Source organism: Nocardia nova NBRC 15556 (assembly GCF_001613005.1).
Taxonomy (GTDB): domain Bacteria; phylum Actinomycetota; class Actinomycetes; order Mycobacteriales; family Mycobacteriaceae; genus Nocardia; species Nocardia nova.
The window spans coordinates 20,206-39,800 of sequence record NZ_BDBN01000077.1; the positions used below are offsets into that span (position 1 = coordinate 20,206).

The 19,595-nt window shown below is 68.2% G+C and carries 17 protein-coding genes; 11 read left to right on the plus strand and 6 right to left on the minus strand.

Annotated elements, in window-relative coordinates; genetic code table 11:
- Positions 1–7: 7 nt before the first annotated feature.
- Positions 8–820 (minus strand): enoyl-CoA hydratase/isomerase family protein, encoded by an 813-nt coding sequence (locus NN2_RS27030; protein ID WP_063017050.1) that lies wholly within the window; start codon positions 818–820, stop codon positions 8–10.
- Positions 821–1,018: 198 nt separating this feature from the next.
- On the opposite strand from NN2_RS27030, the gene NN2_RS27035 reads away from it, so the two are divergent.
- Both NN2_RS27035 and NN2_RS27040 read left to right on the plus strand, forming a co-directional pair.
- Positions 1,019–1,198 carry a hypothetical protein gene (locus NN2_RS27035; RefSeq protein WP_030517474.1) on the plus strand — a complete coding sequence of 60 codons (180 nt, stop codon included), beginning with the start codon at positions 1,019–1,021 and terminating at the stop codon, positions 1,196–1,198.
- Positions 1,199–1,318: 120 nt separating this feature from the next.
- Positions 1,319–2,020: a polyprenol monophosphomannose synthase gene (locus NN2_RS27040; protein WP_036525684.1), complete on the plus strand. Its 702-nt coding sequence runs from the start codon at positions 1,319–1,321 to the stop codon at positions 2,018–2,020.
- A 52-nt stretch (positions 2,021–2,072) separates the two neighbouring features.
- Here the strand turns inward: NN2_RS27040 and NN2_RS27045 are convergent, their stop codons facing one another.
- Both NN2_RS27045 and NN2_RS27050 read right to left on the minus strand, forming a co-directional pair.
- A complete protein-coding gene (locus tag NN2_RS27045; RefSeq protein WP_063017052.1) occupies positions 2,073–3,521 on the minus strand; it encodes an HAD-IB family hydrolase in 1,449 nt (482 codons plus the stop codon).
- A complete protein-coding gene (locus NN2_RS27050) occupies positions 3,518–5,896 on the minus strand; it encodes a glycerol-3-phosphate 1-O-acyltransferase (RefSeq protein WP_082857298.1) in 2,379 nt (792 codons plus the stop codon). The genes NN2_RS27045 and NN2_RS27050 overlap by 4 nt, the downstream gene beginning before the upstream one ends.
- Before the next feature lie 177 nt (positions 5,897–6,073).
- Between NN2_RS27050 and NN2_RS27055 the strand changes: the two genes are divergently transcribed.
- Positions 6,074–7,453, plus strand: coding sequence for a salicylate synthase (locus tag NN2_RS27055; protein ID WP_063017054.1), 1,380 nt, complete (start codon positions 6,074–6,076; stop codon positions 7,451–7,453).
- Between the two features lie 74 nt (positions 7,454–7,527).
- On the opposite strand, the gene NN2_RS27060 is transcribed toward NN2_RS27055, so the two are convergent.
- On the minus strand, positions 7,528–9,180 hold the full coding sequence (locus NN2_RS27060; RefSeq protein WP_063017056.1) for a (2,3-dihydroxybenzoyl)adenylate synthase: 1,653 nt from the start codon (positions 9,178–9,180) through the stop codon (positions 7,528–7,530).
- A 164-nt stretch (positions 9,181–9,344) separates the two neighbouring features.
- Here NN2_RS27060 and NN2_RS27065 point away from each other — a divergent pair, with 164 nt between their 5' ends.
- The 3 genes from NN2_RS27065 to NN2_RS27075 all read left to right on the plus strand — a co-directional run bounded on the left by NN2_RS27065 (position 9,345) and on the right by NN2_RS27075 (position 12,195).
- Entirely contained in the window at positions 9,345–10,226 is an 882-nt protein-coding gene (locus NN2_RS27065; RefSeq protein ID WP_030517480.1) for an oxidoreductase, read from the plus strand.
- A 121-nt stretch (positions 10,227–10,347) separates the two neighbouring features.
- Positions 10,348–10,818 carry a carboxymuconolactone decarboxylase family protein gene (locus tag NN2_RS27070; protein ID WP_063017080.1) on the plus strand — a complete coding sequence of 157 codons (471 nt, stop codon included), beginning with the start codon at positions 10,348–10,350 and terminating at the stop codon, positions 10,816–10,818.
- A 288-nt stretch (positions 10,819–11,106) separates the two neighbouring features.
- Positions 11,107–12,195, plus strand: coding sequence for a 3-deoxy-7-phosphoheptulonate synthase (locus NN2_RS27075; protein ID WP_030513252.1), 1,089 nt, complete (start codon positions 11,107–11,109; stop codon positions 12,193–12,195).
- 69 nt (positions 12,196–12,264) lie between these two features.
- On the opposite strand, the gene NN2_RS27080 is transcribed toward NN2_RS27075, so the two are convergent.
- The gene (locus NN2_RS27080; RefSeq protein ID WP_063017058.1) at positions 12,265–13,434 is read right to left on the minus strand and encodes a pyridoxal phosphate-dependent aminotransferase; all 1,170 of its coding nucleotides are present in this window, start codon (positions 13,432–13,434) and stop codon (positions 12,265–12,267) included.
- A gap of 229 nt (positions 13,435–13,663) precedes the next feature.
- Here NN2_RS27080 and NN2_RS27085 point away from each other — a divergent pair, with 229 nt between their 5' ends.
- Positions 13,664–13,864 (plus strand): hypothetical protein, encoded by a 201-nt coding sequence (locus tag NN2_RS27085; RefSeq protein WP_030513254.1) that lies wholly within the window; start codon positions 13,664–13,666, stop codon positions 13,862–13,864.
- 36 nt (positions 13,865–13,900) lie between these two features.
- Here the strand turns inward: NN2_RS27085 and NN2_RS27090 are convergent, their stop codons facing one another.
- Positions 13,901–14,842, minus strand: coding sequence for a sigma-70 family RNA polymerase sigma factor (locus NN2_RS27090; RefSeq protein WP_063017060.1), 942 nt, complete (start codon positions 14,840–14,842; stop codon positions 13,901–13,903).
- A gap of 66 nt (positions 14,843–14,908) precedes the next feature.
- Here NN2_RS27090 and NN2_RS27095 point away from each other — a divergent pair, with 66 nt between their 5' ends.
- The 4 genes from NN2_RS27095 (at position 14,909) to NN2_RS27110 (ending at position 19,562) form a co-directional block, all read left to right on the plus strand.
- Positions 14,909–15,499 (plus strand): GNAT family N-acetyltransferase, encoded by a 591-nt coding sequence (locus NN2_RS27095; RefSeq protein WP_063017062.1) that lies wholly within the window; start codon positions 14,909–14,911, stop codon positions 15,497–15,499.
- A 151-nt stretch (positions 15,500–15,650) separates the two neighbouring features.
- Positions 15,651–17,309: a DNA repair helicase XPB gene (locus NN2_RS27100; protein WP_063017064.1), complete on the plus strand. Its 1,659-nt coding sequence runs from the start codon at positions 15,651–15,653 to the stop codon at positions 17,307–17,309.
- Positions 17,310–17,379: 70 nt separating this feature from the next.
- The gene (locus NN2_RS27105; RefSeq protein WP_063017066.1) at positions 17,380–18,045 is read left to right on the plus strand and encodes a DUF3239 domain-containing protein; all 666 of its coding nucleotides are present in this window, start codon (positions 17,380–17,382) and stop codon (positions 18,043–18,045) included.
- An 86-nt stretch (positions 18,046–18,131) separates the two neighbouring features.
- The gene (locus tag NN2_RS27110) at positions 18,132–19,562 is read left to right on the plus strand and encodes a M1 family metallopeptidase (RefSeq protein WP_082857299.1); all 1,431 of its coding nucleotides are present in this window, start codon (positions 18,132–18,134) and stop codon (positions 19,560–19,562) included.
- Positions 19,563–19,595 lie beyond the last annotated feature (33 nt).

Below are 19,595 nucleotides of genomic sequence, written 5' to 3' on the forward strand. Positions count from 1 at the left end.
CGGCTCCTCAGTTACCGGTGACCGCGCGGGCGGAGGGGAAGTTGGGGGCGCGCTTCTCGCGCAGGGCGGTATAGCCCTCGGTGACATCCGGGCCCATGAAGCAGAGCATTTCGTAGGCGGCGGACTGGTCGAAGATGGGACCGGCCTGCTTGAGCCAGTTGTTGAGCGCCTTCTTCGTCCACCGGATGGCCAGCTGGGAACCGCCGGCGAGCTTGCCCGCGACCGCGAGCGCGTCGTCGAGCACCTGTTCGCGCGGCACCGCGCTGGTGACCATGCCGATGCGCTCGGCCTCGGCGCCGACGACCATCTCGCCGGTCAGCAGGTAGTACTTGGCCTTGGCCATACCGGACAGCAGCGGCCACAGGATCGCCGCGTGATCGCCCGCGGCCACGCCGAGCTTCACGTGCCCGTCGCCCAGCTTGGCGTCCTCGGCGCAGATCGAGATATCGGAGAGCAGCGCCACCACCAGCCCGGCGCCGACCGCGACGCCGTTGATCGCGGCGACGACCGGCTTCTCGCAGTTGATCATGTTGTAGACCAGGTCGCTCATCTCCTGCAGCATGTTCGCCACCCGCTCGTGGTTACCGGCCATGCGCTCGACCATCGCCAGGTCACCGCCCGCGGAGAACGCTTTGCCGGCGCCGGTGATGACCGCGACCCGGGTTTCGGGATCGCCGGAGACATCCGTCCAGACCCGGGCCAGCTCGGCGTGCATCTGCTCGTCGGCGGCGTTGTATTTCTCCGGCCGGTCGATGGTGATCAGCAGGACGCCGTCGTCCAGGCGTTTGAACGTGAGCTGGGAGTAGGTCGAGAAATCCATTGCGCTTCCTTCTGCTCCGACGAGTCGGCGAGCGGACCACCGCCGAATGAGTGAACTAGCATTTGTTGTGAATGAACGTACATTCACCACGCGAGTGTGTCAAGGGCCACACTCGTCGGTGGATGCCCGCCGGGCGGCCCGACGTGCGGATTCACCGGTTGCCTGACAGGGCGGGCGCCGGGTGCGACGATGATCGGCATGGGCGATTCCGACGATCAGTGGTACTACTGCCTCAAGCATCACCGCGCCGAACAGAGCAAGCGGTGCTGGTTCGCCGACCGGATGGGGCCGTATCCGGACCGTGCCACCGCCGAGCGGGCGCTCGAGATCGTGCGCGAACGCAATGCCCGCGAGGATGCCCGCGACGGGAGAGACTGAGCCGCTCGTGCCCTCTCAGGTGGGTGGGCTACGGTTCTCCAGAGCACGTCGTGCCCGGATCCGGGCGCGCGCAGTCAGGTCGAATCGAGTGGAGGGCGACTTGTGAAGGTGACCGTGGTGGTGCCGACCTACAACGAGCGGGAGAACCTGCCGGTGGCGGTGGAGCGGCTGACCGCACTACCGGTCGCCGATCTGCACGTTCTGGTGGTCGACGACAACTCCCCGGACGGTACCGGTGAGGTCGCGGACAAACTGGCCGCCGAGCTGCCGTCCGTGGTGGGTGTGCTGCACCGGACCGAGAAGGACGGCCTCGGCCGTGCCTACATCGCCGGCATCACCGCGGCGCTCGACCAGGGCGCCGACGTGGTCATCCAGATGGACGCCGACCTCTCCCACCCGGCCGAGGTGATTCCGGCCATGTTGGAGAAGCTCGAGACCTCCGATGCCGGTGTGGTCCTGGGATCGCGCTACGTCGAGGGCGGCTCGACCGCGGCGGAGTGGAAGTGGTATCGCAAGGCCCTGTCGGCCTGGGCGAACTTCTACGTCAACGCGATCCTGCGGCTCGGCGTCAAGGACGCGACCGCCGGATTCAAGGCGTGGAAGGCGGAGACGCTGCGGGCCATCGATGTGGCCTCGATCCACAGCAACGGTTATTCGTTCCAGGTCGAGATGAACTACCGCACGATCAAGCAGGGTATTTCGATCGCCGAGGTGCCGATCCGCTTCGAGGAGCGCACCAAGGGCGCGTCGAAGATGAGCCTGAAGGTGCAGCTGGAATCGGCGCTGATGCCGTGGAAGCTGCTGTTCGGCCGTCGCGTCTAGCGGCTGGGGCGTTAGGGGGCTGGGGCGTTAGGGGGCTGGGGGCGTCCGGCACCTAGGGCACTGCCTCCACGGCCGCATCGTCCGGCCAGTCCAGCAGCGTGTCGATGAACAGCTGCCGCACGCGCGCGATGTCGGCGTCCATGTGCTGCGGATCCCAGCCGCTCACATCGATCGGTGCCAGGACCGCCACATCCACCGTGCCCTTGCGCACGATCGCCGAATTCCGCCAGGCGATTTCGCCGGAGTTGCGGATGACGAGCGGAATGATCGGCACCCCGGCCTCGATCGCGATATGGAAGGCGCCCTTCTTGAAGGGGCCGATCCGCGGCGTCATCGAGCGTGTGCCCTCCGGCGCCACCACGAGCGAGAGCCCGCCACGAAGGGTGTCGACGACCGGTTCTAACGCCGCCTTCGCACTCGTGGTGTCGGAGCGATCGATGAAGGTGGCCTCGGCGAATCGCAACAGCGGGCCGAAGACCGGGTTGGTGGTGACCTCCTTCTTCACCACAGCGGTGAATCCCGAACGCAGCACCGCGGCCAGCACCACCATGTCGAACTGGCTCTGGTGATTGAACAGGAAGACGGCCGGACGCGGCTGCCGGGCATGCTCGGCGCCCACCACCCGCACCCGTACGCCCGTGGTGCGCAGGGTGGTGTCGGCGGCGGTGGCGATCATGGCGTCGGCCATCGCCCGGTGGCGGCGGGTGGCGGCGCGGGAGGCGACCCCGAAGGCGGCGCCGCTGAGCAGCCCGGTGAAACCGACCGCGGTACGGGCGAAGTCGGTGACGCGGGCCGGTTCCCGCGGCTTGAAGGTGAGGGTCGGCCAGTCGCGTTCACCGGCGGTCATGGACATGCGCGGTCCCGGATTGACCGCGACCGGATGGCCGACGGATTCCAGCAGTGGGATATCCGGGGCCGCGTCGGCATAGGCGTAGCTGTCGGCGGGATCGATATCGTGTTCGGCGGCGAAGCGCCGCACCGCCGCGGCCTTCTCGTTGCGCCACAGCGGTTTTCCCTCGGTGAAGCCGGTGAGGACGCCGTCGGCGGTGGCCATCGCGGTGTAGAGCACGTGGTCCACCCCGAGTTCCCGGGCCACCGGTAGCACCTGGAAACGGGTGAGGCTGGTGACCATCACCACCGTGTGCCCGGCCCCCTCGTGCTCCCGGACGAGTTGCCACGCTTCGGGATACACGTGCCCGTAGACGGTGCTGCGGAACAGTTGTTCGCCGAGTTCGGTGAGCTCTTCCTCGGTACGGCCCGCCCACACTCGGGCGAGGCGCTGCAGGAAGCGCTCGTACTCACCCTCGGTCCGCGAACCGCGAATGCTGTACAGCAGCGTGTCGGTCAGTGCCCGGCGCGAGTCGCGTCCGCGCAGCAGGCGCAGCGGTGCGGCGGCGGGAGCGAAGCCCGCGACGACCGTTCCGCCGAAGTCGAATACGGCCGCCACTCGCGGGCCCTGCGGCCCGGTCCGGATGGCGGAAATCGCTTCGGAAAGGTTCACACTGTCCCCTGCGGTGCGCGGCTGGACGGATCGAGAGCGGCCGCACGGGAGATGCGAGCGCCGATGGTGCGCAGTTCGTCGGCCAGCTCGCGGCGACGCCGCGCGAGATCCGGTGTGCCCGGATCGAGCAGACCGTAGTTCTCGGCGAGTTTCACCGCACTGGAGAACAATTCGGACGATACCGATTCGGTGCTGTGCAGCCGCTGCTGCAGCAGCATCTGGCGTCCGACGGCCAGGCATTCGTCGATGAACTGTTTGCGGTCCAGCGGTGCGGCCGGATCGGCGGCGGCCAGGCGCTCGGCCACCACGAGCTGGGCATCGAAGAACGAGCGCACCACGCGGTGCGCCATGATGAATCCCGAATCGGCCAGCGCGCAGACCAGTTCCGCGGCACTGCCGCGCTGCTCCCAATCGCGGTCCACCAGGAGCATCTCCGCGCTCATCTCGGCCGCGAATTCGATCCGGTCGGGGAAGAAGAACTCGAATTTGAGCAGATCGCGCAGCCGGTAGGCGGCATCCCAGATGGCCTCGATACCGGGTGCGGCGCCGGCCTGCTGGTCGGCCACCTCCAGAATCGCCAATTCCAGAATCGCCCGGTTCACGAACCAGTGCACGGCACTGTTGCGATAGAACGCGGCTTCCAGATGGGCGCCGGCCTCGATCGAATACACCGGTTCCAGCCCGCCCCGGTACACCGTCACCACCCTGGCCAGCGACAGCTGTTCCAGAACCACCGCCAGACCCTGATCGTCGCGCAGCGTATCCAACTCGCCGGTCGGCAGCGCGCGGCGTGAGATGTAACCACGGACCGGCTCCAGCGTCTGGCGCACCTCGCCGAGGGTGAGTGCGCGCTCGTGCACACCGAGCAGGGCCAGCGTCACCAGCGCGTTGACCGTGACCGGAGTGACCGCGTTGATGCCGACCGCCACCTCGAAAGCCAAGCGCTGCACGGCTTTGCGCTGCCGGTCCGACACTTCTTCCGGATCCGGAGCGAGCGATTCCGCGATCGGCTGCATCGGATCGCCGTGGGCGGCCAGCCGGTCGCGCGCCGAGAGCGGCGCGCCGAAACGGACGTAGACGCGCCCGGCGGAATGTTGCTGGCTGCGGATGTAGCGGGCCAGCCAGGTCAGCCCCTCGGGCTTCTTGGCGCCGCCGACCTGTTCGGTCGCAATGGATCCCAACTCGTTGAGCCGTTCGTAGGTGATCGACACCGGCACCAGCATCACATCGTCGATGCGCCGCGAACGGATGGCCGAGGCCAGGTAGTTCAGCAGTCCGAACCGGGGCGGGCGCAACTTCCCGGTACGGGTGCGCCCACCCTCGAAGTACCACTCCAGATTGAAGCGTTTGGCGAGCAGATAGGCGAAGTACTCCTCGACCACGGCCTTGTAGATCTCGTCGTCGCCGAAGCTGCGGCGAATGAAGACGGTGCCGGTGCGACGCGCGATCGGCCCCATCGGCCAGAAACCGAGATTGGCGCCGCCGATCACATGGTTGGGAGGAAAGTCGTTGCGCGCCAGCGCGTCACCGAGGACGAAGGCATCCACATAGGAACGATGCGAGGGCAGGAACACCAGCGGGTAGTTGCGATTGAGGCGCCGCAGTGCCGCGAGCCCGGACCGGTCGCAGTCGATCCTCCAGGCCGAGGCGTGCACCGGCCGCATCGCCTGGGTGAACAGATCCGAGATCAGCCGGCTCTGCGCGGCCACGAGTTCGCGCAGCGCCTTCTCGGCCCGGCGGTACACCTCGCGCGGTTCGGTTCCGGTTTCGGTGGCGATCGTGTCGAGGCGGCGCAGGAAGTCTGGGGAGTCGAGAATCTCCTCGACCACCATCCGGGGAACCTTGTACCGGTCGCCGATCACCGATCGTTCGGCGCGTTCCAGCGCCACCGTGCCCGCACGGACGATCGCCCGCGCGAACGGTTCCGAACTTTCGGCGGCCCCGGGGTTGTTCGTACGCAGATCGCTGAGCCGTGCGGGCTGTCCGGTGAGAATGAGATGCCGGTCGGGCGCCTTGTCCACCAGCCGGCGCTGCAGCAGCCGGTGGGGCCGGCGCGGATTGCTCAGCAGCGCCAGATCGGCGAAGGTGGTGCGCCGCACGCCGTCTCGTTCGGGCGGCAGCCACAGCACCCGGATCGGGATCACCAGCGGGTCGTCGCGGCGGCCGACGAGCCGGGCGGCGATAGCGGCGGCGTCCAGGTCGATCTGCGTGACGGGAGCGTCGATTCCGAGTTCGGCGGCGATCCCGCCCTCGGCGAGCCAGCCGCCGATCAATTCGCGTTCCACCGGCGACACTGCGTCGACCAGGGCGACGGCCGAGCGCGGCAGATCCTTCGCGGTACTCGGAGCCGGATTGCCGGCAGCGTGATCGATCATGGCGGGCCCCTCCTCGACGGCGCTCCACCATTCAAGCTCGCGGAAGCATATTCGCGCAGGAAGTTGACCATGACGCTCGCAAAGCGATTCCGATGTGTGCTCCGGCACAATACCGAAAAGGACAGGTAATGCTAACCTCACCTCTTGTAGTTAGGTAAGCATAACCTTGGAGGAACGGTGTCGACCACGGACGAGCGGGTGCGAAACGGTTACGGGGACGATCCGGGGGCGACGGGGCAGCTGGCAACGGGGCCGGAGGTGACGGGCACGGCGTCGGCGATCGCACCCGCCGACGCCATGGCGGCGCTCGCCGCGGCCGACCGATTCGGCGAGTACGTCGGTTACGAGGGGCCCGACGGCTGGGTGTTCGCCGCCGATCCGATCGGCAGCATCGAATTGGACTCCGGCGAACTGCGTGTCGAATGGGAGGGCCGGTCCACCGTCGAACCGTGGCAGGGCCGCCCGGCCGCGGTGATCGACGCGGCGCTGGCCACGCTGCCGCTGCGGGGTCGCAACGCCTACGGCTGGATCGGATTCGAATTCTGCGCCTGGGCGCTGGGCGCCGATGCGCACGTTCCGGCCCGAACCACCCTCGCGCAGCTGATGATTCCGCGCATCGAGGTGCGCATCGACGCCTCCGGCGTGCGGGTGTCCGGTGCGACGCCCCGCGAGACCGCGGAGATCCACGAACTGATCGCGCAGGCGAGTGCGACACCTCCGGCGTCGGCGCGGCCGGTGGATGTCACCATCGATCCCACCGACTATCGCGGCCGGGTCGCCGAGGCGGTCGACGAGATCCGGGACGGGCGGTATCAGAAGGTGATCCTGTCGCGAAAGGTGGATCTGCCCTTCCCCGTGGACGTTCCGCAGACCTATCGGCTCGGGCGCGCCAGCAACACGCCCGCGCGCTCGTTCCTGTTGCGACTGGGCGGCCTGGAGGCGGCCGGATTCAGTCCCGAGCTGGTGGCCTCGGTCGACCGCCACCGGGTCGTGACCACCGAGCCGCTGGCCGGCACCCGCGCCTTCGGTCGCGGCGAGACGGCCGATGCCGCCGCGCGCGAAGAGCTGGTGGGTGATCCGAAAGAAATTGTCGAGCACGCCATTTCGGTGCAGACCTCGTTCGGCGAGATCGCCGCGGTGGCCGAGCCGGGCAGCACCGCCGTCTCCGATTTCATGGCGGTGCGCGAACGCGGGAGTGTGCAACATCTGGCCTCCACCGTGCGAGGCACCCTCGCCGAGGGCAAGAGCGCCTGGGATGCGCTGGAAATGCTGTTCCCCTCGGTGACCGCCTCCGGTATCCCCAAGCGCACCGGCGTGGACGCGGTGTTCCGTCTCGACCACGACGCCCGCGGCCTGTATTCCGGTGCGGTGGTGACCGTTTCGCCGGGCGGCGCGCTGGAGGCCACGCTGGTGCTGCGGGCGATCTACCAGACCGCGGAGGGCGCTTGGCTGCGCGCCGGAGCCGGCATCGTCTCCCAGTCGCGCCCGGAGCGCGAATTCACCGAGACCTGCGAAAAGCTGGGCAGCGTAGCGCCTTACGTCGTCGAAGCCCGATAGAACGAGCCCGGCGGGACCTACCGCCGGGCTTTCTCGTACCGGAGGGGCCGTGGGACGAGAGTTCGGTGCGGCGGTCAGGCTCGGTTCGGCGCGGTCGCGGTCTGCGTGTCGTAGCGGGCCCGCAGCACCTTCTTGTCGATCTTGCCGACGGCGGTGAACGGCAGCGCGTCGGCCTGTTCGAGAAGGTCGGGCAGTTTGTAGGTCGCCAGGCCGCGAGCGGTGAGGAACTCCTTGATCTCGGCCAGGCTCGGCATCTCGCCGTCGATCACCAGGACGGCACAGACCTTTTCGCCGAGGGCCGCGTCGGGCAGTCCGACCGCGGCCGCGTGCCGGACCGCGGGATGGGCCAGCAGGTGTTCCTCGAGTTCGTCGCAGGAGACGTTCTCGCCGCCGCGATTGATCACATCCTTGATCCGGCCCGAGACGATCAGATGCCCGCTCGGCAGTTGCCGCACCAGATCACCGCTGCGGTAGTAGCCGTCGGGGGTGATGGCGCGGGAATTGTGTTCCGGCGCACGGTAATAGCCGCGAATGGTGTACGGACCACGGGTGAGCAGTTCGCCTTCCTCGCCGGGTGTGACGTCGTTACCCTCGCCGTCGACCACGCGGACCTCGTCGGCGGGGGAGACTGGGCGGCCCTGGGAGATCAGAATCGTTTCCTCGGCATCGTCGAGGCGGGTGTAGTTGATCAGTCCCTCGGCCATGCCGAACACCTGCTGCAGGGTCGCGCCCAGGGCCGGAGTCACCTCGCGGGCATTGACCTCGGCCAATTTCGCGCCACCGACCTGCAGCAGCCGTAGGCTGGACAGGTCGGCCTCCTCCCATTCCACCGCGGCACACCACAGTTGGGCCAGCGGCGGGACCACCGCCGTCACGGTGACGCCGTGGCGTTCGATGGTCGCGAACGCGTTCTCCGGGCTCGGGTCGGCCAGCATGACGACCGACGCGCCCGCGGCGACCGCGCCCAGAATGCCCGGGCAGGAGAGCGGAAAGTTGTGTGCGGCGGGCAGTGTCGCCATGTACACGTCGTCGGAGCTCAGTGCGCAGATTTCGGCGCCGGCGCGGGCGTTGTAGTGGTAGTCGTCGTGGGTGCGGGCGATGAGTTTCGGCAGGCCGGTGGTGCCGCCGGAAACGAGCATCACCGCGATACCGGACGCATCGACTTCCGGCAGCGAATCGCCTTCGCGCGCAATCGTTCGCAGATCGACGTAGTCGCCGGGATCGCCGAGTACGAAGATCGTGCGCAACGATGGCACCCGCGCGGCCACCGCGGCCGCCAGTTCGCGGTAGTCGAAGTCGCCGGCCTTGTCGGCGACGATGTAGCCGGCGGCCCCCGACAGCCGGGTCAGATGTTCGATCTCGGCCTGCCGATGCGCCGGCAGGGCCAGTACGGGCACGATCCCGGCGCGCAGCAGCCCGAACAGCACCTCCACGAATTCGGTCACATTGGGCAGTTGAACCACTACGCGGTCGCCGGGCTCGAGTCCGAAGGCGAGTAGCCCGTGGGCCGCGCGATCGGCGCGGCGATCGAGTTCGGCATAGTCGATCGGCCCGCTCTCGGTGTGCAGGGCGGGACGCCGGGGCCCGCGGCGGGCGGCGTCGCGCAGCAGCTCGCCCAGCGGTTCGCCGCGCCAGTAGCCCGCGGCCCGATAAGTTTCGGCGAGTTCGGCCGGATACGGTACGTAACCGTCGAGCAGGTCCTGCTGAGCGGGGGATATCGAAGTCACGGGTAACGCCTCACCGGTCGAGCTGCGCAGTGTCGAGCTGCCTTAGATAGGTTAGGCAACCCTATATCAGGTGAGGTCGTGTCGCGTCACGGGCGACCCGAAACGCCACGGCCCGGCTCGCGACAACAGCGCGGAGCGGCCGGTGCCCGCCTAGACTCGTGCGGGTGAGCGGTTGGAACATCTCCGATATTCCGGACCAGAGCGGTCGCACGATCATCGTGACCGGCGCGAACAGCGGACTGGGCGCGGCCACCACCAGGGCCCTGGCGCAGGCCGGTGCGCAGGTGATCATGGCCTGCCGCGACGAGGTGAAGGCCCGGGCGGTCGCCGACACCATCGGCGAACGGGTGCAGGTGCGCAGGCTCGACCTGGCCGACCTGTCCTCGATTCGCGAATTCGCGCGCACGATCGAGGGCGCCGATGTGCTGATCAACAACGCCGGCGTGATGGCCCTGCCGCTGCGCCGCACCGCCGACGGCTTCGAAATGCAGTTCGGCACCAACCATCTCGGCCATTTCGCGCTGACCGGACTGCTGCTCGACAAGATCTCCGATCGCGTCGTCACGGTATCCAGCGGCGCCCATATGATCGGCCGCATCGACCTCGCCGATCCGAACTACCAGCATCGGCGCTACGAACGCTGGCGCGCCTACGGTCAGTCGAAACTGGCGAATCTGATGTTCGCCTACGAACTCCAGCGCCGCCTGTCCGCGGCCGGTTCGCCGAAGGTCTCGGTCGCGGCCCATCCCGGCTACGCCAGCACCGAACTGCAATCGCATACGGAGTCGTTCCTGGACGCGATCATGGCCCTGGGCAACCGGATTCTCGCCCAGTCGGCCGAAATGGGCGCGCTACCAAGCCTTTACGCCGCCACTGCGAAGGTCGAACCCGGCGCCTTCTACGGCCCGACCCACCTGGGCGGCCTGCGTGGTTATCCCGAGCGCTGCGGCTCCTCGGCCGCCTCCCGCGACGAGGTCACCGCCCGCCGCCTCTGGGACCTGTCCGAACAACTCACCGACGTGACCTACTCGTTCGCCCGCCGCTGAGCCGCTTCGAATCGGTGTGATCGGCATCACTTCCGCGGATGTCACACCGGGTGGGTGCTGCGCCGTCATCTCTGTGTAGCGACGCCGCGAAGCGCGGCTCACTGTGTACAGGAGGATGGTCATGGAACCCCGTTTCGCTCTGTTCAGCAACGAGATCGCCGCCAAGTTCGTCAAGCGGATCGGTAACGCCGGCCAGGTCGTGGACAACTCGCCGCTGCCCAAGGTGACGCAGGAACTGGTCAAGCTGCGCGCCAGCCAGATCAACGGCTGCGGCTTCTGCACCGATATGCATTCCAAGGATGCGGCCGCCGCGGGCGAGACCTCGGTGCGGCTCAACCTGGTCGCCGCGTGGCGAGAGGCGATCGTGTTCACCGATGCCGAGCGGGCCGCGCTCGCGCTGACCGAGGAAGGCACCCGCCTCGCCGATGTCCACCGCGGCATCAGCGAGGAGACCTGGCAGCAGGTGCGCAAGCACTACGACGACGAGCAGATCGGCGCCCTGATCTCGCTGATCGCGCTGATCAACGCCTACAACCGGCTCAACGTCATCGCGGGCACCCCGGCGGGCACCTATGAGCCCGGCATGTTCTGACCGCCGCACGCGAATTCGGGCCCGGCACAGGATCGTTCGATCCCGGCCGGGCCCCGTCGCGTCCGCCGCGCCTGTGGGGACCGTCACGTCCGGCCACCCGGTCGAATCCACTCCCGCCGCGCCCCTGGTACAGTCACCCTCGTGCAGCGCGCGTATTTCTGGTTTACCAAGCCGGCCCCGGGTGGGTCGGTCGGTGACCCGCGCTGACCTTCTCCCACCCCGAGCCGGATTGCAGACCGGCTCCACGGGATCTCGTTCGGTGGGTCGGCCTGAGAAAAGGAACCCATCATGACCACCGCAGCCGATGTCGATGCCTCACACAGTGACCTCGACGATCAGCGCACGCTGAGTATCAGCCCCCTGCTCTCGCCCGCCGAGGTTCGCCGCGAGCATCCGATCGACGATGCGCTCGCCGACACCGTGCGGGCCGGCCGCGCCGCCACCGTGAAAGTCCTCGACGGCGCCGACGACCGCCTGATGGTCGTCGTCGGTCCGTGTTCGGTGCACGACCCCGAGGCCGCTCTCGACTACGCGCGCCGCCTGGCCGCCAAGAGCGCCGAACTCTCCGATCGCCTGCACATCGTGATGCGGGTCTACTTCGAGAAGCCGCGGACCACGCTCGGGTGGAAGGGCCTGATCAACGATCCGCATCTGGACGGTTCGTTCGACGTCAACACCGGTCTCGGACTGGGGCGGCGGCTGCTGGTCGACATCACCGGTCTCGGACTGCCGGTGGCCTGCGAATTCCTCGATCCGATCACGCCGCAGTACATCGCGGACTTGGTCTCCTACGGTGCGATCGGCGCGCGCACCGCGGCCAGCCAGGTGCACCGGCAGCTCTCCAGCGCGCTGTCGATGCCGGTCGGGATCAAGAACGGCACCGACGGTGATGTGCAGGTGGCCGTGGACGGGGTGCGCGCGGCCGGGGCCAGCCACGTCTTCCCCGGCACCGACCTCGACGGTCGCTCGGCGCTGATCCGCACCAGCGGCAACCCGGACTGCCACGTGATCCTGCGCGGCGGGAGCGCCGGCACGAACTACGACGCCGCCTCCGTCGCCGAGGCCTGCCTGCGCCTGGAGAAGGCCGGGCTGCCGCAGCGAGTGGTCGTCGACGCCAGCCACGGCAACAGCAACAAGGACCACAACAAGCAGGTCGACGTGGTCACCGATATCGCCGAGCGCATCGCCGCGGGTGACCGCGCGGTGGTGGGTGTGATGATGGAGAGCTTCCTGGTCGCCGGCCGTCAGGACCTCACCCTCGGCCACGCCGACGATCTGACCTACGGCCAGTCGATCACCGACGCCTGCCTGGACTGGGAGACCACGGCGGCGCAGCTGGACCGCCTCGCCGACGCGGTGGCCCGGCGCCGCGGCTGAGACAGGATCGCGGTCACCTTCGTTCGCGGCTCGGGGCGAAGGTGACCGCTCGATCGTGCGCCGCGCCGATCACACGTGGGCCGCGTGCAGACGGCGGACCGCCTCGTCGAGTGTGTCGTCCCGCTTGCAGAATGCGAAGCGCACCAGGCGGTTCCACGATTCGCGGTCGTCGGCGAACACCTCGATCGGGACCGCGACGACGCCGAGCCGCTGCGGCAGCTCCCGGCAGAAGACCAGTGCGTCGGCCGAACTCAACGGGCTGATATCGGCGCAGACGAAATAGGTCGCATCGCTGCGCTTGACCCGGAATCCGGCGTCGGCCAGTGCCTCCGAGAGCCGAATGCGCTTGTCGGACAGGCGGTCACGGAGATCGGCGACCCACTGCTGCTCGTGTTCGAGGGCGTAGGCGACCGCCGGCTGGAACGGCCCGCCACCGACGAAGCTCATGAACTGCTTGGCGGCCAGCAACCCGTCGATCAGTGGTGCCGGGCCGCACGCCCAGCCGATCTTCCAGCCGGTGACGCTGAAAGTCTTGGCCGCACTGGAGATCACGATCGTGCGCTCGACCATGCCGGGCAGCGTCGAGATGCTGATGTGGGTGTTGCCGTCGTAGACGAGATGTTCGTACACCTCGTCGGAGACCACGATCAGGTCGTGCTCGCGAGCCAGCTCCGCGATCGCCTCGAGGTCGGCCCGGGACAGGATCGCGCCGGTCGGGTTGTGTGGCGAATTCAGCAGCAGCATGCGGGTTTTCGGCGTGATCGCCGCGCGCAGGCTGTCCAGGTCGAGGACGAATCCGTTGCCGTCCGGCACCAGCCGCGCGGTGCGGCGGGTGGCGCCGGCCAGGGCGACCACCGCGGCGTAGGAGTCGTAGTACGGCTCGATCAGCACCACCTCCTCGTCGGCCTCCACCAGGCCCAGCACCGCCGCCGCGATCGCCTCGGTGGCGCCGACGGTGACCACGACCTGCGATTCGACGTCGTAGTCCACCCCGTAGCGGCGCTTCCGGTCCGCCGCGATCGCCCAGCGCAGCACGGGCATCCCGCGCCCGGGTGGGTACTGGTTCAGTCCGTCGGCGATGGCGGTGCGGGCCACCTCCAGCATCGCGGCCGGGCCGTCCGAATCGGGGAATCCCTGGCCGAGGTTGATCGCGTCGTGGCGCACGGCCAGCTCGGTCATCTCCGCGAAGATCGTGGCGCGGAACGGGCGCAGGCGGGCGACGGTGGGGATGGCTGGCATGGTCCCAACGTAGCGATACCGCCGTCGTGCCCGCGGCGCACACCCCGGGCCGGGGATCGGGGCGATGCTTGCCGCCCGTTCGCTACGGTTGCGGTGCGATAGCGAAAGGCTATGTTTCACATTTCATTCGGGCTTCTGACCTGCATGGTTGTGCGGTTTCCTGGTGACAGCTAGCCTCCCCGTGTTCTATCTCACAACCACTTCGGTGGTGGCTCGAAAGGGGCGATGTATGGCCTCCTATCTCGACCTTCTGCTGCATCCGGCGGCGGGAACGGTCCTCGGATACATCAACGACACCCTGCACAACATCTTCAGCAACGATTGGGGCTGGGGATCCTCGACGCCGAACTGGGGTACCGGATCGTCCACGGGCAACTGGGGACTCGGTTCGAGCACCCCGGACATGTGGACCGGTTCGTCCACTCCGTAGTCACGAGCCGCCGGGACGCTCGATGCGTTCCGGCGGCTACGCCGGATCCCGGGGCAGGCGAATGCCGCCGAGCTTCGCGGGATTGGCGACATCGTAAGTGCCCCAGACCAATCCGTCGCGGACGGTGAAGCCGACCACGCGCGGTGGTGATCCCGGCGCACCGTTGCGCGGAGCGCGCTCGTGCAGCAGCAACCCGAGTTGGCCGTTGACGCCGACGAATTCGAATCGATCGGAACCGGTGGGCGAGAGTTCGGCCTGTTCCACCTGATACATCCGGATGAGCCCGAGGACGAACCGCGCGATCTTGTCCGCGCCGACGATCGCCCGCGCCGCCGTCTTCGCGGTGCCGCCGGTATCGCCGATGAACACCGAATCCGGATGCAGGGCCGCGACGACCGCCGCCACATCGCCGGAATACAGCGCCTCGAGCAGTCGCTGGACGGCGGCCAGATGTTCGGTGTCCGATACCGGTTCCGGGGCCGCGGCCAGGGATTTCCGGGCCCGGACCGCGAGCTGGCGGGCCGCCTCGGGCGTCACCTCGAGCAGTTCGGCGATCTCGTCGAACGGCACCGAGAACCCGTCGTGCAATACGAATGCCACCCGCTGCGGCGGCGTCAGGGTGTCGAGGACCACCAGCGCGGCGAAACGGCAATCCTGTTTGCGCACCACCGATTCCAGCGGATCCGGCAGGCTGGAGGGCGTCACGCGGGTCACGATCGGCTCCGGAAGCCATTGTCCCACATAGCTTTCCCGCCGGAAGGCGGCGCTGCGCAGCCGATCCAGGCAGATCCGGCTGACCACGGTCGTCAGCCAGGCGCGCAGGTCCTCGATCTCGGACTGATGGGTGGTGGCCAGCCGCAGCCAGCTTTCCTGCACCGCGTCCTCGGCGTCGGCCACGCTGCCGGTCAGCCGATAGCCCACCGAGAGCAGATGCGCCCGATGAGATTCGAACAAATCGGCGAGCAACGCGGCAACCATTGGTCCGATTCTACGGTCGCCGGAAATCCGCTGGGCCACCGCTGGGTTGCGTGCCAGCATGAAGCCGTGGAGGACTGTGAACTGACCGACGGGACGGTGTGGTTGTCGCGCCCGGCCGAGGCCGATATCGACGCGATCGTCGCGTGCTGCCGGCAGCCGTCGATCCCGGAGTGGACGACGGTGCCGGTGCCGTATCGGCGGGCCGACGCGGTGGGATTCCTGACCGATATCGTCGCGCCCGGGTGGGCGGCCCGCAGTCCGGTCTGGGCCGTGCGCACGGCAGCGCAGGGGCCGGTGGCCGGCATGGTCGGCCTCGAGGCCGGGCCGCAGCCCGGGGCCGCCGAGATCGGCTTCTGGCTCAGCGACGCGGTGCGCGGGCGCGGGTTGATGACCCGCAGCGTCCGGCTGGTCTGTGATTTCGCTTTCGCCGCCGAGGGGCTCGGCCTGGCCCGCATCGAGTGGCGGGCGTTCGTCGGCAACCTCGCCTCCGCCGCGGTGGTGCGGCGGACCGGCTTCCACTACGAAGGGCTGCTGCGTGGGGCGGCTGTGCAGCGCGGCGTGCGCAGGGATTCCTGGGTCGCCGGGCGGCTGGCCGGCGACCCGCCGGAGCCGGCCACCGACTGGCCGCCCCTGCGCGGGTCCGGATCGGCGCTCTGACGCGTCCGGCTGCGAGTGCACTCACAGCGAACATCTGCCCAGCTCGCGTAGGGTTGATGAAGGTTTGTCGGGGGTCCCGGCAACAATGTGGGACGTATTCCTCGTGCGCAGGGGGCGCAGGGGGCCGGCCCGAGAATCTGGAGGAGGTGCCGTGACGGACGGACCGCTCATCGTGCAGAGCGACAAGACCCTGCTGCTCGAGGTCGACCATGAGCAGGCCGATGCGGCCCGGCAGGCGATCGCGCCGTTCGCCGAACTCGAACGCGCACCCGAGCACGTGCACACCTACCGGGTCACGCCGCTGGCGCTGTGGAACGCGCGGGCGGCGGGGCACGACGCCGAACAGGTCGTCGACGCGCTGGTCAGCTATTCGCGTTATGCGGTGCCGCAGCCGCTGCTGGTCGACGTGGTCGAGACCATGGCCCGCTACGGGCGGTTGCAGCTGGTCAAGCATCCCGCCCACGGCCTGGTGCTGGTGAGCCTGGATCGCGCCGTGCTGGAAGAAGTGTTGCGGCACAAGAAGATTCAGCCTATGCTCGGCGCCCGCATCGACGACGACACGGTCGTCGTGCACCCGTCCGAGCGTGGGCGGATCAAACAGATGCTGTTGAAGATCGGCTGGCCCGCCGAGGACCTCGCCGGCTACGTCGACGGCGAGGCGCATCGCATCGATCTGGACTTCGCCACGCACGAATGGCATCTGCGCGACTATCAGGAGCTGGCCGCCGACTCGTTCTGGGCCGGTGGTTCCGGTGTGGTGGTGCTGCCCTGCGGGGCGGGCAAGACCATGGTGGGCGCCGCCGCGATGGCCAAGGCCCAGGCGACGACGTTGATCCTGGTCACCAACACCGTGGCAGGTAGGCAGTGGAAGCGAGAACTGCTCGCCCGCACCTCGCTGACCGAGGAAGAGATCGGGGAGTACTCCGGCGAGCGCAAGGAGATCCGCCCGGTCACCATCGCGACCTATCAGGTGATCACCCGCAAGACCAAGGGCGAATACAAGCACCTGGAACTGTTCGACAGCCGCGACTGGGGCCTGGTCATCTACGACGAGGTCCACCTGCTGCCCGCCCCGGTGTTCCGGATGACCGCCGACCTGCAGTCGCGGCGCCGGCTCGGGCTCACCGCGACGCTGGTGCGCGAGGACGGCCGCGAGGGCGACGTGTTCTCGCTGATCGGCCCGAAGCGCTACGACGCGCCGTGGAAGGACATCGAGGCCCAGGGCTGGATCGCGCCGGCCGACTGCATCGAGGTACGGGTCACCCTCACCGAAGCCGAACGCATGGCCTACGCCACCGCGGAACCGGAGGAACGCTACAAGCTCTGCTCCACCGCGCGCACCAAACTCCCCGTCGTCGAATCCATCCTGGCCCGGCACCGCGACGCGCCCAGCCTGGTGATCGGGGCCTATCTCGATCAGCTCGACGAACTCGGCGAACACCTCAACGCTCCGGTCATTCAGGGTTCGACCCGCACCAAGGAGCGTGAGGCGCTGTTCGACGCGTTCCGCAACGGTGAAATCCCGGTCCTCGTGGTCAGCAAGGTCGCGAACTTCTCCATCGATCTGCCGGAAGCGTCCGTGGCCGTGCAGGTTTCGGGCACCTTCGGTTCCCGTCAGGAGGAGGCCCAGCGTCTGGGCCGGCTGCTGCGCCCGAAGTCCGACGGTGGTCAGGCGCATTTCTACTCGGTGGTGGCACGTGACACGCTGGATGCCGAATACGCGGCCCACCGCCAGCGTTTCCTTGCCGAACAGGGGTATGCCTATCGCATCACCGATGCGGACGATCTGCTGGGCCCGGCGATCGGGTAGGGCAGCCGATCGGGCCGCGGTGGGCGCGCCGCTGGGTTACCGCTGCCGGACAGATGTGAGGATTTGACACGTGCGACGCTTCGAATTCGCGGTCGACCGCGAACATGCCCGGGCGGTGAACGAAGTCGTCCGCGATATCCGGCGGCTGCGGATCCTGGCCTTCACCGCGGCCATCGTGCTCGGCCTCGGTACCGCGGGGCTGATCTGGCTCAATCACCCGTATTCGTTCCTCCTGGCGGTGGCCTTCGCATTGGCGACCATCACCGCGCTGTTCGTGGCGCTGTGGACGCCGTACCGCTCGCGCATCGAGAAGTTGTACGCCGAGGGCGAGCTGGTCCCGGCCGTGGTGTCGGGACGGCACCCGAAGGGGATCACGCTGCTCGCGCTGGTGAACCTCGCCAAACCCGGCGCCGTGCCGCGCTACGCGCTGATCACCCGCGTCGTACGTGCCCTGCCGGGGCACGACACCGACGCGGGGGAGCAGGTTCCGGCGGTGACCGTGCGGGCCGATCGCGCGCCGCGGTCGGTCGGCGATCTGCGCCAAGCGGTGAGCGCGATGCCGATCGCCTGGGGCACCCGCGACCTGGGCGTGATCGAGCGCGCCCGGACCGCGATCAGCGATGTGGAGTGGAAATTGCTGGCCGACAATCTCGGCCTCGCCGAGAAAGTGGGCCGCGTCGATTCCCAACGGCTGCTGCTGGATCCGCAGCAACTGCCCGAGGAACTGCGCGGGTGACGCGTGTGGCGGTTCCGGCGCGCAGCGGGGCCGACTAGCATCGGCTGATGGTCGGCACACCGTGCCGCGAAAGGGGTGGAGGGTCGATGAAGTCGCATGCCTGGGCACGGTGTCTCACGGCGGGAGCGTTGTGCGGGGTGGCGCTGGTGCTCCCCGGCCAGGTGCAACCGATCCCGGTGCTGGCCCAGCCCGCCGCCGATCCGTTCACCGGATCGCCCGGCCTCGGCGACCCCTACTATCCCGACGACGGCAACGGCGGCTACGACGTGCAGCACTACGACGTCGCCATCGATTACGACCCGCCGAGCAGGCATCTCGCCGGTACGGCGCGGATCGACGCGGTGTCGACGCAGCCGCTGCGCGCGTTCAACCTCGACTACGCCGGGCCCGCGGTGTCCAAGGTGTCGGTGAACAACCTGCCGGCGGGCTTCACCACCGGCGGTGAACACGAACTGACCGTCACACCGGCGCTGCCGGTGCTGCCCGGGCTGCCGTTCACGGTGACGGTCGACTATGCGGGTAACGAATCCGACGACCCCGATTCCGGCTGGACCATCTCACCGAGCGGCGGTGCCTTCGCCGCCGGTGAGCCGCATTCGGCGACCACCTGGTACCCGCTCAACGACACACCCTTGGACAAGGCGACTTTCGACTTGCGGGTGACGATTCCGCAAGAGTGGCAAGCGGTTTCGAACGGACTGCGAATCAGCGATACCGTCGCCGGCGACAAGCGGACCGTGACGTGGAGTTCGAAACATCCCTCGATCGGCTATCTCACCACCGTCGCGATCGACCACTTCGATTTCCTCGAACAGCGCCGCGCGAACGGCACTCCGCTGATCAGCGCCTTCGCGCCGGGTGCGGACAAGGGCAAGGCACTCGAGCAGCGGCTGCCGGAGGTGCTCGATTTCCTCGAATCCCTCTACGGCCCGTATCCGTTCGAAAGCGGCGGCGGTATCTACGTCGACACCGACCTGCACTTCTCGCTGGAGACCCAGACCCGGCCCATCTACGCGCCGTGGACCGATTTCAACACCGTCGTCCACGAGAACACCCACCAGTGGTGGGGCGATTCGATGTCGGTGCGGAACTGGTCGGATGTGTGCCTCAACGAATGCTTCGCCAGCTATACCGCCGATTATCTGTGGCCGGAACGGAAAGAGGGTAAGGATGTCGACGCCCTCTACCGCCGCACGATCGCCAAAACCCTCGACAAGCCCGCCTACTGGGAGATTCCGCTGCAGAATCCCGGCGCCGGAAACGAATTCACCACGGTGTATTCGCGCGGACCGTTGTTCCTGCACGCCCTGCGCCACGAACTCGGTGACGACGTGTTCTTTCCCGCCGTGGCGCAATTCGTGCGGTCCCATGCCTACGGGAACGCTTCCATGCCGGAATTCCGCAGCTTCATCCAAACGAAGACCACGACGGATCTCAGCGGATTCTTCACCGCCTGGCTCGACACCACCACGCCGCCGCCGGACGAGTACCTGTACCCGGGTTCGCTGCGCGGCTGATCCGCCGTTGCCGCCGAAGATGATCGGCGGCAA